Origin of the sequence: Bifidobacterium avesanii (genome assembly GCF_009299475.1) — a bacterium.
In the GTDB taxonomy this organism is placed as follows: Bacteria; Actinomycetota; Actinomycetes; order Actinomycetales; family Bifidobacteriaceae; genus Bifidobacterium; species Bifidobacterium avesanii.
In genome coordinates this window covers 147,958-167,602 of the sequence record NZ_WBSN01000004.1, presented here as the reverse complement: position 1 = coordinate 167,602, position 19,645 = coordinate 147,958, and the positions used below count along the sequence as shown (strand labels likewise).

The window sequence follows — 19,645 nt, the reverse complement described above, 5'->3', positions numbered from 1 at the left end:
TTGATGTGACCTTGTCAAGGGTACGCTACTTGCAAGACATGCCGTGTTCACCCGCCGTTCGGGTCGGGAAAGACGGACGGCGGGTGGCGAAGGCCGCTACCGCGCGAAGCGGGAGTACCGCCGCCCCGGGCGCACCGAGAGTACGCGCGGCGGGGTCTTCGGCTCGGCCGGCTTGGTCTTGCTCAGGCCGTAGAACAGGCGTTCGACCACTTCGCGGCACTTGCGCATGGCGCCCATGAGCTCGTTGTCGAACTGCTGTCCGCGGTGCGCGCTGTGCCCCAGATACACGGCGATGCCGCCGAGGGAGTACATATCGTCGGGCAGCACGTCGGCCTGGTTGGCACGGCCGTTCCACAGGTAGTTGCCGTTGCGCGCGGCGGTGCACATGCGCCACGCGGTTTCAAGGATCTTGGCGTCGCCCTGGTCGATGAACCCGAGGCGCACCAGGTGGCCCAGCGCCTCGAGCGTGCCGTTCACGCGCAGTTCGGCGTGCTCGCCCGCGTGGCGCAGCTGGAGCAGCTGCACGGTCCACTCCACGTCGGACAGCCCGCCCTTGCCGAGCTTGAGATGGCGGTCCCGGCGCACGCCGCGCGGCAGGCGCTCGGCCTCCATGCGCGCCTTGAGCTTGCGGATGTCCGCGAGCTGGGCGGCGGTGAGCAGTTCGGTCGAGTAGCGCAGCGGGTCGGCGATCTCGGTGAGGAAGTCGCGGCCGAGGCCCTCGTCGCCGGCGGCGAACCGGGCGCGCAGCAGGGCCTGGTGCTCCCACGTGCTCGCCCACGAGGCGTAGTACTCGCGGCACGAGGCGTACGAGCGCACGATCGGCCCGTTCTTGCCTTCGGGGCGCAGGTCCAGATCGAGTTCGATCTTGGCCTCCACGGTGGTCGGGCCGGACAGGATCTGGCGCATGTCGTCCACCACGGCCTTGGCGAACGCGCCCGCGTCGGCATCCTCGGCGCCGCCCTGCGGCCGGTAGACGAGGATCGCATCGGCGTCGGAGCTGAAGTTGACCTCTCCCCCGCCGTAGCGCCCCATGCCGATCACGGCGATCGCCGCGGGGGCCGAGTCGAGGCCGCGTTCGGCGAGCTGGTGGTTCACGGACCAGTCGAGCGCCGACTGGATGATCGCGTCGTACACCTCGGTCATGGCCGTCAGGCTGGCCGCGTCGTCGATGAGCCCGTTCATCCAGCCCAGTCCGATGCGCTCGATCTCGTGCCGGCGCATGGCCCGGATGGACGTGGCGAAGTCGTTCATGGACCCCGTGTTGCGCTCCAGCGTGGCGCGGCACTGCACGTCGAGGCTTTCGCGCCCGCGCGCGGCCAGCGCCTCGTCGTTGCCGAGCCACGTGACCGACTCGACGGACTTGGTCAGCGCGTCGCTCAGATAGCGCGAGTTGGACAGCACGTGGCACAGGCGCTGGGCGGCGGACGGCGAGTCGCGCAGGAAGCCGAGGTACTCGCTTTCGGTACCGAACTTCTCCTCGAGCTTGCGCCAGCCCAGCAGGCCCATGTCCGGGTTCTGGCCGTTGCCGAGCCATTCGAGCACGGCGGGCAGGATGATGCGGTTGATCTTGGCCGCGCGGGACACGCCGCTGGTCAGGGCCTCCACGTGGCGCATGGCGGCGTCCGGGTCGGCGAACCCGATGGACGCGAAGCGCGTCTTGGCGGCGGCGGTGCTCAGCGCGATCTCGTCGGGGTCGAGCTGAGCGCTGATCGGCAGCATGGGACGGAAGTAGATGTCCTGATGCAGGTGGCGCACCTCGCGGCGGATCGCGTCGAACCGCTCCACCAGCTCCTCGGGGTGCAGCTTGAGCGCGCGGGAGAGCCGGCGCATCTCGGCGTTGCTCTGCAGCGCCTCCGCGTCGATCTGCCGCTTGCGCTCGATGCCGCCCGTGCTGCCGGCGCCGAGGTCCGGGAACAGGTGGGTGCGCTTCAGGGCCCACATCTGCTGGCGGTGTTCGAGCACGCGCTCGAAACGGTAGTCGTGCGAGAGCTTGGCGGCCTGCTTGCGCGAGACGTAGCCGCCGTCGGAGAGGGCCTGCAGGGATTCGAGCGTGGACGCGGTGCGCAGCGCCTCGTCGGTGCGGCCGTGGACGAGCTGGAGCATCTGCACGGTGAACTCCACGTCCCGCAGCCCGCCGCGGCCGAGCTTGATCTCGCGGTCCTTCAGGGGCGCGGGGATGAGGTCCTCCACGCGCTTGCGCATCTGCTGGCAGTCGTACACGAAGTTCTTGCGCTGGGAGGCGGACCAGACGAACGGGCGGGTCATGTCGTAGTACGCCTTGCCGAGCGCCGGGTCGCCGGCCACCGGGCGGGCCTTGAGCAGGGCCTGGAACTCCCAGTTCTCCGCCCAGTGCTCGTAGTAGCCCTTGTGCGAGTCGAGCGTGCGCACCAGCGGGCCGTCCTTGCCCTCGGGGCGCAGCCCGCCGTCGATCTGCCACAGGGTCGGCTCCGCGCAGCCCATGATGACCGACTGGCACACGCGCTGCAGCAGCGTTCCCATCTTGGTGCCCACGCGGATGAGCTTCTGGTGGTCGCAGTCCGCGTCCGCCGGCTCGACCACGTAGATCAGGTCCACGTCGGAGACATAGTTGAGCTCCTGCGCGCCGAGCTTGCCCATGCCGATGATGGCGAAGCGCACGTGTTCGGCGTCGGCCACTTCGCGCCGGGCGATGGCGAGGGCGCCTTCGAGCGCCGCGTCCGCGAGGTCGGAGAGCATGCGGCTGATGGCCGGCTGGATGTATAAAGGATCATCGGCGGTGGCGTCGGCGGCCATGATCGCGGCGAGGTGGCGGCGGTAGGCGCGGCGCAGCTCCGTGGTGGCGTCCGCGAGGTCGAGGCCGGCCACCGGCGTCTGGGCATCGGGGTCGGCGCCGATCGCCTTGAGCACGCTCGCCCGCCGCTGGGCCGCGGTGAGCCGGTTGCTCTGGCACGGGTCGGAGGCCGCGGCGGCCACGAGGGCCGGGCGGATGCGCATGAGCTTGCCCATTTCGTCGGAGGCGCCGAGCACCGCGATGAGCCGGCGCAGGTCGGTTTCCGTGGGGGCCAGCTCGGCGAGCGTGGTGCGGCGGCTGGGCAGCGCGTCCACCACGCTCCTGAGGTTGCGCAGGGCCACGTCCGGGTCGCACGCGCGTTCGAGGGCGCTCAGCACCACGGCGAGCCGTGCGGGTTCCATGCCCGCTTCGGCGAGCTGTGCGAATTGGCGTTTCGCCTCGTCCAGATCAAGCAGACCGGCATGGATGAGTTCGCGCGCGCTGACCGCGCCTTCGTGGATTTGTGGCATAGGCTCCAATGTACCTGAAAACGTCTCAGCGGGTGAACAGCGGTCCCACATTGTGCCAGATGCGGCGGGTCCCGGCCGGGTGGTTCATGGTGTACAGGTGGATGCCGTCCACGCCGTGGGCCACGAGGTCGGTGATCTGCTCGGACGCGTAGTTGATGCCGGCGGCGCGCAGGGCCTCCGGGTTGTCGGCCCACTTGTCGAGCAGGGCGGCGAGGCGCGCGGGGATGCGCGAGGCGTTGCGCTCGGCCATGCGGCGCACGGACTTGGCGCCGCGCACCGGCATGATGCCCGCCTCGATCGGCACGTCGATGCCGGCGGCGCGGGCCTTGTCGAGGAAGCGGTAGAAGTCGTCGTTGTCGTAGAACAGCTGGGAGATCAGGTGGCTGGCGCCCGCGTCCACCTTGGTCTTGAGGTTGGCGATGTCCTCGTCCAGTGACTTCGACTCGTAGTGGCCCTCCGGGTAGCAGGCGCCGAAGATCTTGAGCTCCGGGCGCTTTTCGCGGATGTAGGCCACGAGGTCGCTCGCGTGCGGGAACACGCCGACGCGCGCCCCGGGCAGTTCGTCGCCGCGCAGGGCGAGCACGGCCTCGACGCCGGCCTCGTCGAACATCTCGAGCGCCCGGTCGATCACCTCGTGGTCGGAGTACAGGGCCGTCAGGTGCGCGACGGTGGGGATGCCGTACTCGGAACGGATGGTGTGCGCGATGCGCGCGGTGGCCGTGCGGTCGGCGGCGGTGCCGTGGCCGTAGGTGACGGAGATGAAGTCGGGCTTCAGGTCCTCGAGGCCGTCGAGCGTGTCGTAGATGGTGCCGACGGGCGCGTTGCGCTTCGGGGGGAAGACTTCCAGGGAGAACATGGGCGTGGTCATGGTGGCGTTCCTTCGACGTTCCTTCGCGGTGTTGCCGCGGTGCTGCTGCATGAAACGAGCCGAAGGATCCTCGGGTTTCGCGCGGGATCCTTCGGCTCGGGCTCGCGTCCCGCCCGCAACGGCTGTGCGGGCGGGACGCTGTGAGAAGAAGGCGGGACTACTTGGCGAGCTTGGCGCGCACGGCCTTGGCGGCGGCCACGAGGTGCTCGAGGCTCGGCCAGGTCTCGGCGTCGCCGCGGGTCTTCAGGCCGCAGTCGGGGTTGATCCAGACCTTCTCGACGTCCATCTTCTTGAGGATCTCGTAGATGCGGTCCTCGATCTCCTGCTCGCTCGGGATGCGCGGCGAGTGGATGTCGTACACGCCGGGGCCGGCCTCGGTCTCGAAGTGCGCGTCGTGGATGGCGTCGAGCACCACCAGATCGCCGCGGGAGGCCTCGAAGGAGATCACGTCGGCGTCCATCGCGTCGATGTCGCGGATGATGTCGTTGAACTCCGAGTAGCACATGTGCGTGTGGATCTGCGTGGTCGGCTTGACGGCGGAGTGCACCAGACGGAACGCCGGGACGGCCCAGTCGAGGTACTTGACGTGCCAGTCGGACTTGCGCAGCGGCAGCTTCTCGCGCAGGGCGGCCTCGTCGATCTGGATGACCTTGATGCCGGCGGCCTCGAGGTCGAGCACCTCGTCGCGGATGGCGAGGGCCAGCTGCTGGGTCTGCTGCTCGTGGGTGATGTCCTCGCGCGGCCAGGACCAGTTGAGGATGGTGACCGGGCCGGTGAGCATGCCCTTCATCACGTGCTTGGTCTTCGACTGCGCGTAGGCGGACCACTCGACGGTGATCGGCTTGGCGCGGGAGACGTCGCCCCACACGATCGGGGGCTTCACGCAGCGGGTGCCGTAGGACTGGACCCACGCGTTCTTGGTGAACAGGAAGCCGTTGAGGTTCTGGCCGAAGTACTCGACCATGTCGTTGCGCTCGAACTCGCCGTGGACCAGCACGTCGAGGCCGATCTCCTCCTGGTGCCTGATGCACGCGTCGATCTGCGCCTTGATGAACTCGTCGTACGCTTCCTTGGTGATCTCGCCCTTGCGCAGCTTGGCGCGCTCGGCGCGGATCTCGCGGGTCTGCGGGAAGGATCCAATGGTGGTGGTGGGCAGCAGCGGCAGGCCGAGGGCCTCGCGCTGGAGCTTCTGGCGCTCGGCGCGGGCGGGCAGGCGGGTGAAGTCCGCGTCGGTGAGGTCGGCGATGCGCTTGGCGACTGCCGGGTCCGCGGGGGTGCGGGTGCCGTCGAACAGGGCCTGGTTGGCGGCCAGGGCGGCGTCGGACTTGAGCGCTGCCTCGTCCTCGCCGGCCAGCGTGGCGATCTCCTTGAGCTCGCCGAGCTTCTCGACGGCGAACGCGAAGTGCTTGAGCTTGTCCGCGTCGATGCCGGTCTCGCCCTCGGTGCTGAACGGCACGTGGAGCAGGGAGCTGGCGGTGGCGACGGCCACGTTGGCGGTCTTCTGCCTGAGCGCGTCGATCAGGCCCAGACTCACCGCGTAGTTGTTGCGCCAGATGTTGCGGCCGTTGACCACGCCGGCGAAGATGGTGGTCGCCTCGCCCACGCCGAAGCGCTCCACGGCGGCGAGGTTCTCCTCGCGGCCCTCGTTGAGGTCGAGGCCCACGCCGTCGAAGCCGAGCAGGTTGACGGTCTCGTACACGTCGGCGATGTGGCCGAAGTAGGTGTTGAGCAGCAGCTTGACGCGCTTGCCGTCGGACTCGCGGGCCGGCAGGATCTTGGCGTACAGGCTCTTGAAGAGCTCCACGTCGCCCGGCTCCTTGTCGAGCACCAGGTAAGGCTCGTCGAACTGCGCCCACGCGGCGCCCAGCGCGGCGAACTTGGCGAGCACCTGCGCGTACACGCCGGCGACGGCCTGCACGAGGCCCTTGTCGAGCTCGAGCTCCTGCGCCTCGGAGTTGCGGGCGAGCTTGAGGAACGTGTACGGGCCGATGAACACGGGCTTGGTGTCGACGCCCAGCGCCTTGGCCTCGGCGTACTCGTCGAACGCCTTGGTGGAGTTGAGCTTGATCTCGGTGGCGGCGTCCACCTCCGGCACGAGGTAGTGGTAGTTCGTGGTGAACCACTTCTTCATCGGCAGGGCGGTCACGTCGCCGGCCTCACCCTGGTAGCCGCGGGCCATGGCGAACAGCGTGCCCTCCTCGTCGAGGCCGAGGCGCTGGTAGCGCTGCGGGATGACGTTGAGCAGGATGGCGGTGTCGAGCATCTGGTCGTAGTAGCTGAAGTCGTTGCTCGGGATCAGGTCGATGCCGGCGTCCTGCTGCAGCTTCCAGTGCTTGGCGCGCAGCTCCTTGGCGGTGGCGCGCACGGCGTCGATGTCGTTGGCGCCCTTCCAATAGCCTTCGATGATCTTCTTCAGTTCACGGTTCTGGCCGATGCGCGGGAACCCGGAAACCGAGGTGAGAACGGACATGCTTCCTCCTGAACGAACAGTCTTGACCCGGCTAACCTACCACGAAAGCGGGCGCGGGAGGACATCAGGCGTTTTTGCATGTCGGTATAAGCGCGGCTTATAGCGCCACCCCCGCCACTTCGCCCGTCCGCGCGGCGGAGGAGTTCGCCGAACCGTCGAGTCCGTTGGCCTGCCGGCCCGCCGGTCCGTCAGTCGAAGTCCTTCACGTTGAGCACGGCGAGCAGCGTGCCGGAGTGCACCTGCCACTGGTTGAACGGCTTGTCCGAGCCGAAGATCGCCACGCCCGCGGTGGACATGCCGAGCGTGAGCAGGTCGAGACGCTCCGGGTCGGAGTCCGAGGAGGCGAGCCACTGGCAGCTGACGGACATGGTCGGCTCGTGGCCGAGGATCATGAGCACGCGCGCCTTGTCCGGCGTGTGGGTCAGCTCGTCGAGCACCGCCTGCACGCCCCCGTCGTACAGGCTTTGGCGGTTGTCCACGCTGGGCTTGTCGCCGAAGAGCTTGAGCATGCGTTCGAGCGTCTGCTGGGCGCGCGTCGCCCCGGACACGGCGATGCGGTCGGGCACGAGCCCCAGCTCCGTCAATCCGCGGCCCACGATCTTCGCCTGCTTGAGGCCCTTGTCCGTGAGCTCGCGGTCGCGGTCCCCCTGCGCGCTGAACGACTCGGCCTTCGCGTGGCGCATCATGATGAGGATGTGCTTCGACCCGTCGATCTTCTTGGCGAGCTTCTTGAAATTGACGCCCATGGCTGCGGCTCCCCCTGCTGGAATTTTTACCCTTCCAGTGTAGCCGCGGAGTCCGGGGCCGTCGCGCCGGCGCCATCATCCGGGCGTTGCGCGTCCACGGCGGGCATGGCCGCGTCGGGCGCACCGCCCACGCCATTGGCCGCGTCGCCGGTCGCGCCATTGGATGCGGAGGACCGCACCGCCGCCACCTGACGGTCGAGGTCGCGGATCACCTTGCCGAGCTTGCGGTCGGAGATGTCGCGCAGTTCGAGCTCGGCGAGGTCGCGCGCCTCGGCGGATTCGGCGTCCACGTCCGTGTACGTGTCCTTGGTGGCGCGGTCGCGCTTGCGCAGCGGCTCCACGCCGTCCGCCATCGCGCGCGAGACGAGCAGGAAGCCGGTGTGCCCCACCATGGTGTGGTCGGGGCGCACGGCGAGGCCCTGCACCTTCCACGTGCGCTCCAGCGTCTCGCTCACCTGCGGCTCGGTCCACTGCCCGGAGTCGCGCAGCGCCTCGGCGAGGCGGCTCAGCTGCGTGGTGGTGGTCACGTACGCCACGAGCACGCCGCCGGGCGCGATCACCCGATGCGCCTGTTCGAGGCGGTTCCACGGGTCGAGCATGTCGAGCATGATCCGGTCGAACCAGTGCTCCGGCAGGGTGGCCGCCACCGAGTCGAAGTCGCCGGTTTTGAGGTCCCACCACGCGGGCTTCCCGCCGAAGTACACGGTGGCGTTCGCCTCGGCCACGTGCGCGAACTGCGGGCGCAGCTCGATGGTCGTGAGGTTGCCGGACTCCCCCACCGCGTCCAGCAGATGCAGGCTCATCGCGCCCGACCCGGCGCCCGATTCGAGCACGCGCATGCCGCGGCGGATGTCGCCGAGCGAAAGCACCTGCGCGATGTCCTTGGGGTACATGATCTGCGCGCCGCGCGGCATGGACAGCACATAGTCGGCGAGCCTCGGGCGCATGACCGCGTAGTCCCAGCCGCCGATCGCGCGCGCCGACTTCCACGGCTTGTTCGCGTCCCGCTCCGGGTGCGCGGCGTTGACTTGGGCGTCGCGCTTGGCGTGCACGGTCGTCACCACGATGCCCTCCGTGGCGCCGATCACCTCGTCGTGCAGGATCAGCCCGTGCTCGGTCTGCGTGCTGCCGCCCGGCATCAGCTGGTCGGTGATCATCTTGCCCTTGCGGTCGGTGAACTGCACCTTCTCGCCCGCCGTGAGTGGTCCGCGTCGCATGCCCGTCCCGATGTCCTTTCCGCGCATCCGCTGCGCCGTGCCGTCCAAAATGCTCTTCAAAGCGTCATTCAAACGGATGCAGTCTACCATCCGGGTTGCATTTGGACCGTGAAAACGGCAATAGGTCTGTCCTGTTCAGCCAATGACCCCCGCTTTGCATATGCGGATCCCCGTAGACTTTGCAAAGCAAGGTATGCCACAGGTTCTTGCCCTTCCTAGGGCAGATTTCCCTCGCTGCGGACATCTACCTGCCCTTCCTAGGGCACCGCGATGCCGTGCCGTGGGGCTGCCGGACACTGCATTCCGCGTCATTCCGGCCCCGCATGCCGCCATGCGCGCCGCGGACATGCCCTCGGAAGGGCAAGTAGATATCCGCAAACCGTATGATCCGCCCTCGGAAAGCCAAGTACTTGCCGTGAGCCATCTCCGCCAATCTCTGCCAACGGCATTCGTCGACCCGTCAGCCGACCTTCAGCCCGCGCAATTCGGTCCTGCGTTCATCGGGGATCAGCTTCGATGCCGCCGCGGCGGACAGAATGTCATTGTGAAGATCCGCCGGCAAAACCGCCGTATCGCCGTCCTCGGCAGTCTCCGCGGAGTCGAACCATTCCACCGCATCGTCGTAGTGATGCACCAGCTGATGGGTGAAATACCGTTTGACGGCGCTGCGCACCCGATACCGGTGATGCGTCGGAAAGCGCCTTTTCCTCGGCCCGAGGCATTCGCCCACTGACGCGACCCATGCCAGATGTGCGGGATCGAACAGTTCCCCGGAGAAATCCCTGAGCAGCGTCATGATCGCGAAGCGCACGGTGTATGGCTCATCGCTTTCCGTCCACACGCGCAGTCGCGGCAACGCCGATGCCGGATCGCGTTTGAGCGCCGGAAAGCGCAATGCGTCGCAGGTCTGCGCATCGATCACATGAGGCAGGAAATCATCCAAATATTCGAGCGCCTTCGAGGCCGTCTTGGCGCGCTTCGAGATGACCATCGCATGCAGCCCGTCCTCCTCCACGAAGAAATGCGGCAGGTCGACGAGCAGCATGTCGCACCATTCCGGCTCCTCCCTGAGAAACTCCCCGGCCAGTTCCCTGAGGTCCTGCCGGGAGATGTACATCAGGCGTTCGTCGTCGACTTCCATTGGGTTGACGTCGCCGATGAAGTCCGGCCCATCGCCGAACCGCATGAGTTCCATGTCGGCGAGCCACGGGTGGCGCTTCATGCCCTCCTCCGAAGTGTAGGCGTTCAGTTCCGCATCCAGCCCCTCGCGGATGGCCTGCGCAGACATCGCCTTCGACTGCCGCACGTCCAAGGAATGCCGCAGCGCGTCGATCTCCTCTGACAGGTCGTCATTCCCCTGCGTCAGCCCGGCCTGACGCGCCAGAATCATGAGCAGCTGCAGTTCGGCGCTGGCACCGAACCGCCCATCCGCTTCCACGGCCGCGGCGGTGACCAAACTGCGTTTGACGCGTCCCTTGGCATCCACCGAAACCTCCGGAGCGGCCGCCGGGCTTCCTTTGCGTTTTGCGTTCATCGTGTCGCCTCGCTGCCCGAAGTCGCCTCTCGCACGATCAATCCTCTCAGTCTCCCTCGCAAAGCCTCGTCGACGCGCTTGGATTTGATTGCCCGGCGCAGCGCGGCGTTGTGGATCTCCCGCGGCAGCGCATGCTCCTCGAACAGCGGTATGACCGTTTCCGGGCTTTCCACGAGCTTGACGCCGAAATACCATTCGCGGGCAAGCTTGACGTCGTTCTCCGGGTCAATGATCGACGCGTCATCGCCGAGCGTCACGCCCGCCACGAGACGGGCCTGTTCCAGAGTGAAGTCGCCGCCTTTGAAGTCCCGCATGAGCGTGAGGATCGCGAACCGCACCGTGTAGACACGGTCCGAGGCGATCCATTCGGCGAGTTTGCGGTAGGCGGCGGCAGGATCCTTGCGCAACGCCGGCACCTTCAGGCATTCGCAGACCTTGCGGTTGTCCACGTGGGGCAGGAACGCGTCAAGCATGCAGATCGCCTCATCCGGAGTCTTCGCCACGAGGCCGACGAGCATGGCGTGCAGCGCGTTCTCCTCGAAATAGAAGTGCGGTAGGTCGCCGAGGAATTCGTCGCGCATATGGGCGAAGTCGGTGCTCTTGCCCACGGCGAGTTCCTTGGCGAAAGCCTCCAAGTCCCTGCGCTCTATGCCGAGAATCTCGTACGGCCGAACCCTTGGGAACGCGTCGAATGCAAATCCGTAGCCGGTTGGGTCGGCGATCATGTCCAGCCGGTCGAGCCACGGCCGGGGATGGGCGTGGTCATGCCGGTATGCTTCGATGCGCCGCCGTCCGGCGAACATCTCGTTGGGGCTCATGCCGTCCAGAACCCTGTGGGGCAGCACGTTCCACAGATCGGTGAACAACGCGACGAAATCGCGGCATTCCTTCTCATCGGCAAAAGGCAGCCCATTCCCGCCGCTGCCGCCGCCGGCGTTCTCTCCGCCGTTGTTCTCGCCACCAAACAACCGTCCGAAAATATCCATGGGCGAAGTGCGGCCGTCCTCGTCATGAACGGCGTCCCACACCGTCCACCATTCGGGGAGCGCGGGATATTTGCTCCGATAGCCGTTGTACCGCTCGCGCAGATTCCGTTTGAAATCGGCGAGCGCCTGCTCGTCCATCGCTTCGAAAACCTGCTGGGATGTGCCGAGCTGCGCCGAGTCGTCACCTTCCGCGTCTTCGCCCCGGCCCGGCTTCCGGCCATAGTGCAGACGAATCAGGTCGAGGAATCGCGAGGCCTTGCCTTCGCTGGCATCCCGCATTTCCCGCCCGGCGTTCTCCCGCATGACCTGTTTCATGCGCTCAGTGGGTTTGAGCGGAAATTCCATGACGGGATTGCCCGCCATGTACCAGTGGTCGCGCACATGCACCAGCCGGCAGGCGATCATGCCGTCGTCGCATCCGTCCAGCCGGCCGCTGGACGCCACGTCGTACACTTCATAGCGTTCGCCGGTGCCTGCGTCCTCAAGAGTCACCAGATGTGTGGCTGCCGAGGCGCCGACGACCCAAAATACGGCGACGACCTGCGTCCGCGCGGCCTCGCCCAGATCGTCTCGCTGGCTGCGTGTGAGTCCCAGCGCCCGTCCGCCGTCGGCGTCCGCGGCGAATTCGAGCGGCGTCCGCCCGTCCTCAAGCCGGTAGTCGAACAGGAACCATTCGTGGAACAAACGCTGAAGATGGTCCGCTTCCTCGGTGGGCAGGGTTGGATCGACGTCGGTGTCCACCTCGTCGAAGAACCGCCGGGTCGCCTCCCCCAACACGGTTTCGCGTTGTTGGTAGAACCATTCGATGATCGCGGAATATTGCATGAAGGGGCGTGCGCTGCTCATGGCTCGATCGTAGCCCATGCGAAGCAGGGCGCAATGTCAATCGTCATGAGCACGCCTTCCGGGATACATGTACATCACGGAGGATTTGGTTTGCGCCGACGTTCCGCCACGCCATTGCAATGCACGGCTACGTTGTTTCAACCGGCGCAACGCGCCCCTATTGCATCGCCGAAATGCATTTCCGATTTGTGTGGTGGATTTTCCCCATATGCCGAGTAGATGCCTCCGCCATTCCGCCATTTCCAAGGGCCGCTACTCCGCGCCTCCCGGAAATCGACCGCACGAATCGGATTTATCCGTGTAGTTTTTCGGTTTCGGCCGGCGCGCCGTTCGCAACTTCTCATATGAAACGTTTATGGAGACGCATTCGGGCACGCGGCCATGCCGATGCATGAGCCGGATCCGGTCGGGACTCAGGCGAGACAAGCAAGAATCATGCCGGTGACGCGATCCATTTCATCCCCCGGCACCCATCCGACGACTTCCGCGTTCCGGGCCGCAAGGTCGAGGGCCTTAAGCTGTTCCACTTCCACGAACCCTTCGATCGTCTCGCGCATGGATATGGGATGCACCGCCATATGGAGCGGATAGCCGTTGTCCGTGGAGGTGATGGCGCACACCAACGTCAGATTGCAGGTTCGGTTGAATTGTTCATTACCGACGACCAGCAAGTATCGCCGTTTTCGCTGCTCATGCCCGGCGGCCGGATCCAAATCGGCGACGACCACGTCTCCGCGCCTGTACCCGTTGCCGGTCATAGTTCCTCCTTGCCCACGGGACCGGCGAATCCGTCCTCGGCGGGTTGGGGGCCGTCATAGTGGGCGAATAACGCGTCAAGATCAGGCAGCGCATACCGGCCGATTCTTCTTGCCGGGGTTTGCACGGGACGGAGGACGATCGAACCGTCGCGCACTTCCATACTGACGGTGGATCCTTCCTCGATGCCGATTGCCTCGCGGATATCGCGCGGAATGCGAACTCCCGCGCTGTTGCCCCATTTGGCGATGGTAGCCGTGATCTGCATGGCGGACCTCCTCGATTGGATAAACATAAGTATATCCGATTTCCAGTAACGAGACCGCTTCAGGTTTTATGCGGTCGGGCGCACCTCCTCGTTCGACTCCTCGTTCATCGTCATCCTCCATCGCCGGTATCCCGCATCCGGAGCCGCCTGCATTGGCTGGATCAGACACACTGTCGCATTCAGATGTCGAGTATGGTCGACACCTTGCCGCCTGTTGGGGCAAAGTGTCGTCCATACTGGACGGGGGCTACGCGGGCGGTCCGGCAACAGTCTCACCGCCCATCCGCAGGGACGTACGCGTGGACCGCACCATACCGGTACGGACGTGCAGACGGCGCATCTTCCGATGGACCTTTATTCCAACCACGGCAAACACCAACGACAAGGTCGGCCGGACCAGTCATGTTCCGCGAACAGCTCAGCGCATCAGCGAATGCCACGCGTTAGGCGCGGTCATCGGTATGGTTAAAGGAGACTCAATGATGACGGGATTTACGGATACGAGGAATGGAGCCGCGCGATGAATCATCAGTCGACCGTCGCGTTTATCTGGGCAGTGGCGGATCTGCTGCGCGGAGACTATAAGCAGCACGAGTACGGCGACATCATCCTGCCGTTCACGGTGCTGCGCCGTCTGGACTGCGTGCTGGCCGGCACGAAGGAACAAGTGCTGGAAGCTGACAAAATGACCGCCGGCATGACGCCCGACATCGCGGATTTCCAGTTGAAGACGGTTGCTGGACTCCCGTTCTACAACACGAGCAAATACACGATGGCCAAGCTGCGCGCCGACCCGGACAACATCGCCGCCAATCTGGGCGACTATGTGCGCGGCTTCTCGCCGGATGCGCGGGACGTGTTCGAGAAGTTCGACTTCTTCGCCCGCATCGACTCCCTCGATGCGAACAACCTGCTGTTCCAGATCGTCGACAAGTTCTGCTCGGTCAAGCTCGGCCCGGACGAGGTGAGCGACATCGAGATGGGCAGCATCTACGAGAACCTGCTGCGTCGCTTCTCCGAGATGTCCAACGAGACGGCCGGCGAGCACTTCAGCCCGCGCGACGGATTGGAACTGGCGGTTGACCTGCTGATCGCGGGCGCTTCCTCCGACCTCGAGCAGCCCGGCAAGGTGGTGAACGTGTATGACCCGTGCGCCGGTACGGGCGGCGCGCTCTCGATCTTCAAGGACCGCGTGAACGAGTACTACCCGAACGCCGACGTGTACTGCTACGGGCAGGAGCTGAACGCGGCCACGTTCGCCACCTGCAAGGCCGACATGCTGCTGCGCGGCGGCGATGCCGGCCATGTGGCGTTCGGCAATACACTGACCGAGCCCGCATTCGCCAATGTGCAGTTCGGCTATCAGATCTCGAACCCGCCGTATGGCGTGGATTGGAAGAAATCGAAACGCGAGGTCGAGGCCGAGTACAGGAACGAGGGCTTCAAGGGACGGTTCGGCGCGGGATTGCCGCGTGTGAGCGACGGCCAGCTGCTGTTCATCGAGCATATGGTCTCGAAGATGCGCCCGGTCGGATTGGGCGGCGGCCGCATCGCCGTGTTCATGAACGGCTCGCCCCTGTTCACCGGCGCGGCCGGTTCCGGCGAAAGCGACATCCGCAAGTGGCTGCTGGACGATCTTGACGTGGTGGAGGCGATCGTGGCAATGCCGAACGATTTCTTCTACAACACGGGCATCGCCACGTACATCTGGGTGATGAACAACAACAAGCCCGCGGAGCGCAAACGCAAGGTGCAGCTCATCAACGCGAACGGCGTGTTCACGAAGATGCGCAAGTCATTGGGCTCGAAGCGCAACGAGCTGAGCGCCGAGCAGATCCGCGCAATCGTGCAGGAGTACACCGCGTTCGAGGAGACGAAGACCTCGAAGATCTTCGACGTGGATGATTTCGGCTACACGACCGTGACCGTGGAACGGCCGCTGCGCGACGAACACGGCGACGTCGTGACCGACCGCAAGGGCAATCCGAAGCCGGATGCCTCGCTGCGCGACACCGAGAACATTCCGCTCAAGCAGGACATCGACGAGTACTTCGAGCGCGAGGTGAAGCCGTACGCGCCGGACGCGTGGATGGACCGTAAGAAGGACAAGGTGGGTTATGAGATCCCGTTCACGCGGTATTTCTACGAGTACACGCCGCTGCGCCCGTCCGCGGCGATCCTCGATGACATCCGCTCGCTGGAGGCGTCCATCGCCGAAAGCCTTGCGAAGGTGGGTCTGTGATGGAGCGGTACAGCGCGTACAAGGACTCCGGGGTCGACTGGACTGGTGAAATTCCGGTGGAGTGGGAAACTACAAGACTGAAATGGCTTGGGCTTCTTCAAAAGGGCTCAGGGATTAAACGAGAAGATATTCTCAATGAAGGTAAGCCCTGCGTCCGGTACGGCGAGCTATACACAACTTATGATCACGAAATCAAAAAAGTCGTGTCCAATATTTCGCCAGAGCTATATGAGATCCAACCCAAACTTTGTAACGGCGAAGTTCTCATGGCCCTCACGGGAGAGACCAAAGAAGATATTGGTCGATCAACCGTAAATCGAACTGGCAGCGATATAGCTTTTGGCGGAGATACTCTTGCTATTAAAAACCCGACGTGTGATGGTCGGTTCCTTAGTTTTGCCATTAATTCAGAATACTTTAATCAACAACGAACTCAAGGTGCAAAAGGTGATATCATCGTTCACCTATCAACCCAGTGGATTGCCAACTGCCAATTGGTAATTCCTCCTCTACATGAGCAGAAAGTTATTGCCGATTATTTGGATGAGAAGACAGGGACGATTGATGCGGCGGTCAGGGATATTGAGCGGTCGATTGAGCTGTTGAACGAGTATCGCCAGTCCGTCATCTCCGAAGCCGTCACCAAAGGCCTCGACCCCACCGTCCCCATAAAGGACTCCGGCATCGACTGGATCGGCCAAATTCCTGCGCACTGGGAACTGCTTCCGATGAAACGACGCGCTAATTTCTTGCCGGGATATGCTTTCAAGAGCGAAGACTTCAATCAGACCGACGGCATTCGGCTGCTGCGCGGAGTGAACGTTAGCGTTGGCGCTATCCGCTGGGAAGACAACGTATATGTCAACTCATATGCAGTAAACGGCCTCGAAGAATACCGTCTATCGCGCGGCGATATCCTTGTTGGTCTTGACCGTCCATGGATACAAGCCGGCATGCGCGTAGCCCAAGTAGACGATGAGTCAGATGGAAGCTATTTAGTACAGCGAGTTGCAAAAGTCATACCAGACGAACATCAGCTGTCTTCTACGTTCCTGATCTATCTATTCCATACAAATATTTTTGCCGAGGCAATGGATTCCACAACAACAGGTGTCAGCGTACCCCATATCAGTACTGGTCAGCTGGGAGAGGTCACCATTCCATGCCCACCGATATCGGAACAGCAGGCAATTTCGGATGCTCTCAAAAAACGTACGGAATCCATTAATTCCCTTATCCAACAGAAGCAGTCCCTACTTGTCCGGTTACGAGAATATAGGGCATCACTCATTAGTGAGTGCGTGACCGGCAAGGTGAAGGTTCCCGGCGTGGAGGAATAGCGCTGAACGGAGGCATGATGAACAATATGGTCAAGGCGGGCCGTAGCATGAACGAGCGCACGTTCCAGAATCATGTGCTGGACGGGTTCAAGGAGCGGGGATACGCGTATGTGCCGCAGTCGCGGATGGACCAGAACTTCAATCGCGAGACGGCGATCGACGAACAGACGCTCATCGAGTTTCTGACCGAAACGCAGCCGAAGGAGGTCGCCAAGGTCGAACGCCAGTACGGCGCGCGTTGGAGCCGGGCGGTCGTCAAGCGCATCGAGCAGGTGATTGCGGATAAGGGTCTGCTGTGGACGTTGCGCAATCAGGTCGAGATGGCTCCGGGCGCGAGGTTCAAGCTCCTCTACTTCAAGCCGAAAAACGATCTGAACCGCGCCGCGGTGGAGCATTACCGTGCGAATCGTTTCCAGGTCACCGACGAGTTCCATTACGGCACGTTGAAGGATGATCTCAACAACCGCATCGACGTGGTGCTGCTCGTCAACGGTTTCCCGCTCGTGACGATGGAATTGAAGAACCACCAGACCGGGCAGACCGTGAACAACGCGATCCGCCAGTACATGGCCGACCGCAATCCGAAGGAGCAGGTGTTCCAACCCGATCTGCGCTCGCTCGTGCACTTCGCCGTGGATGCGGACGACGTGTACATGACCACGTGGCTCAAGGGCAAGGGGACGCGGTTCGTACCGTCCAACCAGGGCAACGGCAAGGACGGCGGCGGCAATCCGCCGGCCGAGCCGGGCAAGTTCGGCACCTCCTATCTGTGGGAGGAGGTGCTCGCGCCGGATTCGCTGCTGGACATCATCGAACGGTTCGTGCAGATCACCTACCGCGAGAAGGACGAGAATGGCAGGAAGATCACACGTCAGGCGCGTTCCACCATGAAGGCCGTGATTTTCCCGCGCTACCATCAGCTGCGCGTGGTGCGCCGGCTGCTCAAAACGACGCGGGAACAGGGGCCGGGTCATAACTATCTCATCCAGCATTCGGCCGGTTCGGGCAAGTCGTATTCGATCGCATGGCTCGCCTACCATCTCGCCTCATTGACGAGGGATGACGGCGATTCGTTCTTCAATTCGGTGATCGTGCTGGTGGACCGTGTGGTGCTTGATGAACAGCTTCAGGGCACCATCATGAAAATGCCGCATCCGCGCGGCATGGTCGCCATCGCCAAGGATTCGGCGGGACTGCGCGATGCGGTCAACGCGGGGGCTCGCATCATCATCTCCACCATCCAGAAATTCCCGTACATCTACAACCAAACGGATACGGCGGGCAGGACGTTCGCCGTCATCATCGACGAGGCGCATTCGTCGCAGAGCGGCGAGGCGCACCGCAAGACCAAGCAGGCGCTCGGCGACCACACCGGCCTTAACGCCGACGATGCCGTCTCCCCTGACTTCGATGCGTTTGACTGGGACGACAGCGGACTGGACGAGGACGCGGACGACGCCGCTCTGCGCGTGCGCGACGAGCTGAACGCGCAGGGCGTGCAGCCGAATCTGTCGTTCTACGCGTTCACCGCCACGCCGAAACCGAGCACGCTCGAAACCTTCGGCACGGTGAACCCCGCCACAGGCAAACCGGAGCCGTTCGATCTGTATTCGATGAGGCAGGCCATCGAGGAGGGATTCATCCTCGACGTGCTCACGAACTACACCACGTTCAAAACATACTTCCAGCTGGTCAAGAACTCCGATGAGGATCCCAAGCGCAAGGCGAGCCGCACGAAGCAGGAGATCATGAACTTCGTGAAGCTCGACCCGAGCAACGTGTCGAAGATCAGCGAGATCATCGTCGACCATTTCCACGATCATGTCATGCCGTTGCTGCACGGCCGGGCCAAGGGCATGGTGGTGACCTCCAGCCGCAAGGCCGCAGCCGAATACTTCCGTTATATGCAGCGACTCTCCGCCAAGCCCGAGTACGCCGGGGTGAAGCCGGTCGTCGCATTCTCCGGCAAACTCGATTTGGGCGGCGGGGACGTGACCGAGGAGACGCTCAACGGGTTCCCGTCCAGCGAGATCGCCGACCGGTTCAACACTCCCGAGTTCAATCTCATGGTCGTGGCGAACAAGTTCCAGACCGGTTTCGATCAGCCGAAGCTGTGCGCCATGTACGTGGACAAGAAGCTCACCGGTGTGGCCGCCGTGCAGACCCTCTCCCGCCTGAACCGCATCTGCCCGGGCAAGCAGGCTCCGATCGTATTGGACTTCGCCAACGATGCGGAGACGATCCAGTCTGCATTTGAGCCGTACTACACGCAGACCGACCTTGACCGTGTCACCGATCCGAACGTCATCTACGATATGAAGACCGCGCTCGACGCGTTCCAGGTCTATGACGAGGAGGAGATCGCAGCGCTGTGCCGGGTGTGGCTGGGCAAGCCGGACGTGTCCACCATGCCGGAGGTGCTGCGGCTGCTCGAGCCGGCTAAGGACCGGTACGCCGATCTGGACGAGGACAGCCAGGAGGAGTTTCGCAAGCGCGTCGGCAAGTTCCTGCACACATACATGTACGTGACCCAGATGATCCGGCTTGACGACCGTCCGCTGTTCGAGCTCGACACGTATCTCACGTTCCTCAGCCGGGAACTCGCGCCGGAATATGAGCCGGAGGAATCCATCGACGGCCTGATCGCCGTGACGCAGCTGCGCATCGAGAACCAAGGTCAGGCCGACATCAAACTTACTGGCGGCGAACCGGTCAAGAACAACGCCGGAACCGTCGGCGTGGGCAAAAGCGGCGATGACGAGGACTACCTGTCCGCGATCATCGACCAACTCAACGAATTGTTCAGCACCGACTTCAACGATCCCTCCCGCAAGTTCTTCGAGGGCCTGATGACACTGCTGAAGGGTGACGACAAACTCGGCCAGCAGGCGCGCAACAACTCCCGCGTCGACTTCCGCACACCGTTCGATTCCGCGTTTCTCAACGCCCTGTTCAAGTCGCAGGCCGAGAACACGGATCTCTTCCGCCGTCTCAGCGGCAATCAGGAGGCTCTGAGGATCGTGCGGGAAGCCCTCTTCAACGAGTTCTACAACACCGCTCGACGTGATAGCTCGAATCAGTAAGAATAAGAAG

The 19,645-nt window shown here is 63.8% G+C and carries 12 protein-coding genes; 3 read left to right on the top strand and 9 right to left on the bottom strand.

All coding sequences use genetic code 11. The features are described 5' to 3' along the window. Nucleotides 1-96: 96 nt before the first annotated feature. From DSM100685_RS03800 to DSM100685_RS03760, 9 genes are all read right to left on the bottom strand, one after another. Nucleotides 97-3,279 (bottom strand): bifunctional [glutamine synthetase] adenylyltransferase/[glutamine synthetase]-adenylyl-L-tyrosine phosphorylase, encoded by a 3,183-nt coding sequence (locus DSM100685_RS03800; RefSeq protein ID WP_152350024.1) that lies wholly within the window; start codon nucleotides 3,277-3,279, stop codon nucleotides 97-99. A gap of 25 nt (nucleotides 3,280-3,304) precedes the next feature. Then, the gene (metF, locus tag DSM100685_RS03795) at nucleotides 3,305-4,147 is read right to left on the bottom strand and encodes a methylenetetrahydrofolate reductase [NAD(P)H] (protein ID WP_152350023.1); all 843 of its coding nucleotides are present in this window, start codon (nucleotides 4,145-4,147) and stop codon (nucleotides 3,305-3,307) included. Between the two features lie 157 nt (nucleotides 4,148-4,304). After that, nucleotides 4,305-6,617: a 5-methyltetrahydropteroyltriglutamate--homocysteine S-methyltransferase gene (metE, locus tag DSM100685_RS03790; RefSeq protein WP_152350022.1), complete on the bottom strand. Its 2,313-nt coding sequence runs from the start codon at nucleotides 6,615-6,617 to the stop codon at nucleotides 4,305-4,307. A 188-nt stretch (nucleotides 6,618-6,805) separates the two neighbouring features. After that, entirely contained in the window at nucleotides 6,806-7,363 is a 558-nt protein-coding gene (locus DSM100685_RS03785; protein WP_152350021.1) for a SixA phosphatase family protein, read from the bottom strand. 26 nt (nucleotides 7,364-7,389) lie between these two features. Beyond that, entirely contained in the window at nucleotides 7,390-8,580 is a 1,191-nt protein-coding gene (locus DSM100685_RS03780; RefSeq protein ID WP_152350020.1) for a tRNA (adenine-N1)-methyltransferase, read from the bottom strand. A 460-nt stretch (nucleotides 8,581-9,040) separates the two neighbouring features. Beyond that, nucleotides 9,041-10,114 (bottom strand): DNA alkylation repair protein, encoded by a 1,074-nt coding sequence (locus tag DSM100685_RS03775; protein ID WP_152350019.1) that lies wholly within the window; start codon nucleotides 10,112-10,114, stop codon nucleotides 9,041-9,043. Continuing rightward, the gene (locus DSM100685_RS03770) at nucleotides 10,111-11,946 is read right to left on the bottom strand and encodes a DNA alkylation repair protein (protein WP_152350018.1); all 1,836 of its coding nucleotides are present in this window, start codon (nucleotides 11,944-11,946) and stop codon (nucleotides 10,111-10,113) included. Before DSM100685_RS03770 ends, DSM100685_RS03775 begins: the two co-directional genes overlap by 4 nt. A gap of 413 nt (nucleotides 11,947-12,359) precedes the next feature. Then, entirely contained in the window at nucleotides 12,360-12,704 is a 345-nt protein-coding gene (locus tag DSM100685_RS03765) for a type II toxin-antitoxin system PemK/MazF family toxin (RefSeq protein ID WP_152350017.1), read from the bottom strand. Continuing rightward, entirely contained in the window at nucleotides 12,701-12,970 is a 270-nt protein-coding gene (locus tag DSM100685_RS03760) for an AbrB/MazE/SpoVT family DNA-binding domain-containing protein (RefSeq protein ID WP_204314248.1), read from the bottom strand. Before DSM100685_RS03760 ends, DSM100685_RS03765 begins: the two co-directional genes overlap by 4 nt. A gap of 520 nt (nucleotides 12,971-13,490) precedes the next feature. On the opposite strand from DSM100685_RS03760, the gene DSM100685_RS03755 reads away from it, so the two are divergent. From DSM100685_RS03755 to DSM100685_RS03745, 3 genes are read left to right on the top strand one after another with little or no spacing between them, the layout of a single operon-like run. Further along, the gene (locus DSM100685_RS03755; RefSeq protein WP_152350016.1) at nucleotides 13,491-15,212 is read left to right on the top strand and encodes a type I restriction-modification system subunit M; all 1,722 of its coding nucleotides are present in this window, start codon (nucleotides 13,491-13,493) and stop codon (nucleotides 15,210-15,212) included. Beyond that, complete coding sequence (locus tag DSM100685_RS03750; protein WP_152350015.1) at nucleotides 15,212-16,552, top strand: restriction endonuclease subunit S; 1,341 nt, start codon at nucleotides 15,212-15,214, stop codon at nucleotides 16,550-16,552. The genes DSM100685_RS03755 and DSM100685_RS03750 overlap by 1 nt, the downstream gene beginning before the upstream one ends. Nucleotides 16,553-16,599: 47 nt before the next feature. Continuing rightward, the gene (locus tag DSM100685_RS03745) at nucleotides 16,600-19,635 is read left to right on the top strand and encodes a type I restriction endonuclease subunit R (protein WP_163200877.1); all 3,036 of its coding nucleotides are present in this window, start codon (nucleotides 16,600-16,602) and stop codon (nucleotides 19,633-19,635) included. Nucleotides 19,636-19,645: the final 10 nt, after the last annotated feature.

Excerpts from the sequence above, each read along its gene's own strand:
- DSM100685_RS03800 (WP_152350024.1), bottom strand. The coding sequence starts at position 3,279 with ATGCCACAAATCCACGAAGGCGCGGTCAGCGCGCGCGAACTCATCCAT.
- metF (WP_152350023.1), bottom strand. The coding sequence starts at position 4,147 with ATGACCACGCCCATGTTCTCCCTGGAAGTCTTCCCCCCGAAGCGCAAC.
- metE (WP_152350022.1), bottom strand. The coding sequence starts at position 6,617 with ATGTCCGTTCTCACCTCGGTTTCCGGGTTCCCGCGCATCGGCCAGAAC.
- DSM100685_RS03785 (WP_152350021.1), bottom strand. The coding sequence starts at position 7,363 with ATGGGCGTCAATTTCAAGAAGCTCGCCAAGAAGATCGACGGGTCGAAG.
- DSM100685_RS03780 (WP_152350020.1), bottom strand. The coding sequence starts at position 8,580 with ATGCGACGCGGACCACTCACGGCGGGCGAGAAGGTGCAGTTCACCGAC.
- DSM100685_RS03775 (WP_152350019.1), bottom strand. The coding sequence starts at position 10,114 with ATGAACGCAAAACGCAAAGGAAGCCCGGCGGCCGCTCCGGAGGTTTCG.
- DSM100685_RS03770 (WP_152350018.1), bottom strand. The coding sequence starts at position 11,946 with ATGAGCAGCGCACGCCCCTTCATGCAATATTCCGCGATCATCGAATGG.
- DSM100685_RS03765 (WP_152350017.1), bottom strand. The coding sequence starts at position 12,704 with ATGACCGGCAACGGGTACAGGCGCGGAGACGTGGTCGTCGCCGATTTG.
- DSM100685_RS03760 (WP_204314248.1), bottom strand. The coding sequence starts at position 12,970 with ATGCAGATCACGGCTACCATCGCCAAATGGGGCAACAGCGCGGGAGTT.
- DSM100685_RS03755 (WP_152350016.1), top strand. The coding sequence starts at position 13,491 with ATGAATCATCAGTCGACCGTCGCGTTTATCTGGGCAGTGGCGGATCTG.
- DSM100685_RS03750 (WP_152350015.1), top strand. The coding sequence starts at position 15,212 with ATGGAGCGGTACAGCGCGTACAAGGACTCCGGGGTCGACTGGACTGGT.
- DSM100685_RS03745 (WP_163200877.1), top strand. The coding sequence starts at position 16,600 with ATGAACGAGCGCACGTTCCAGAATCATGTGCTGGACGGGTTCAAGGAG.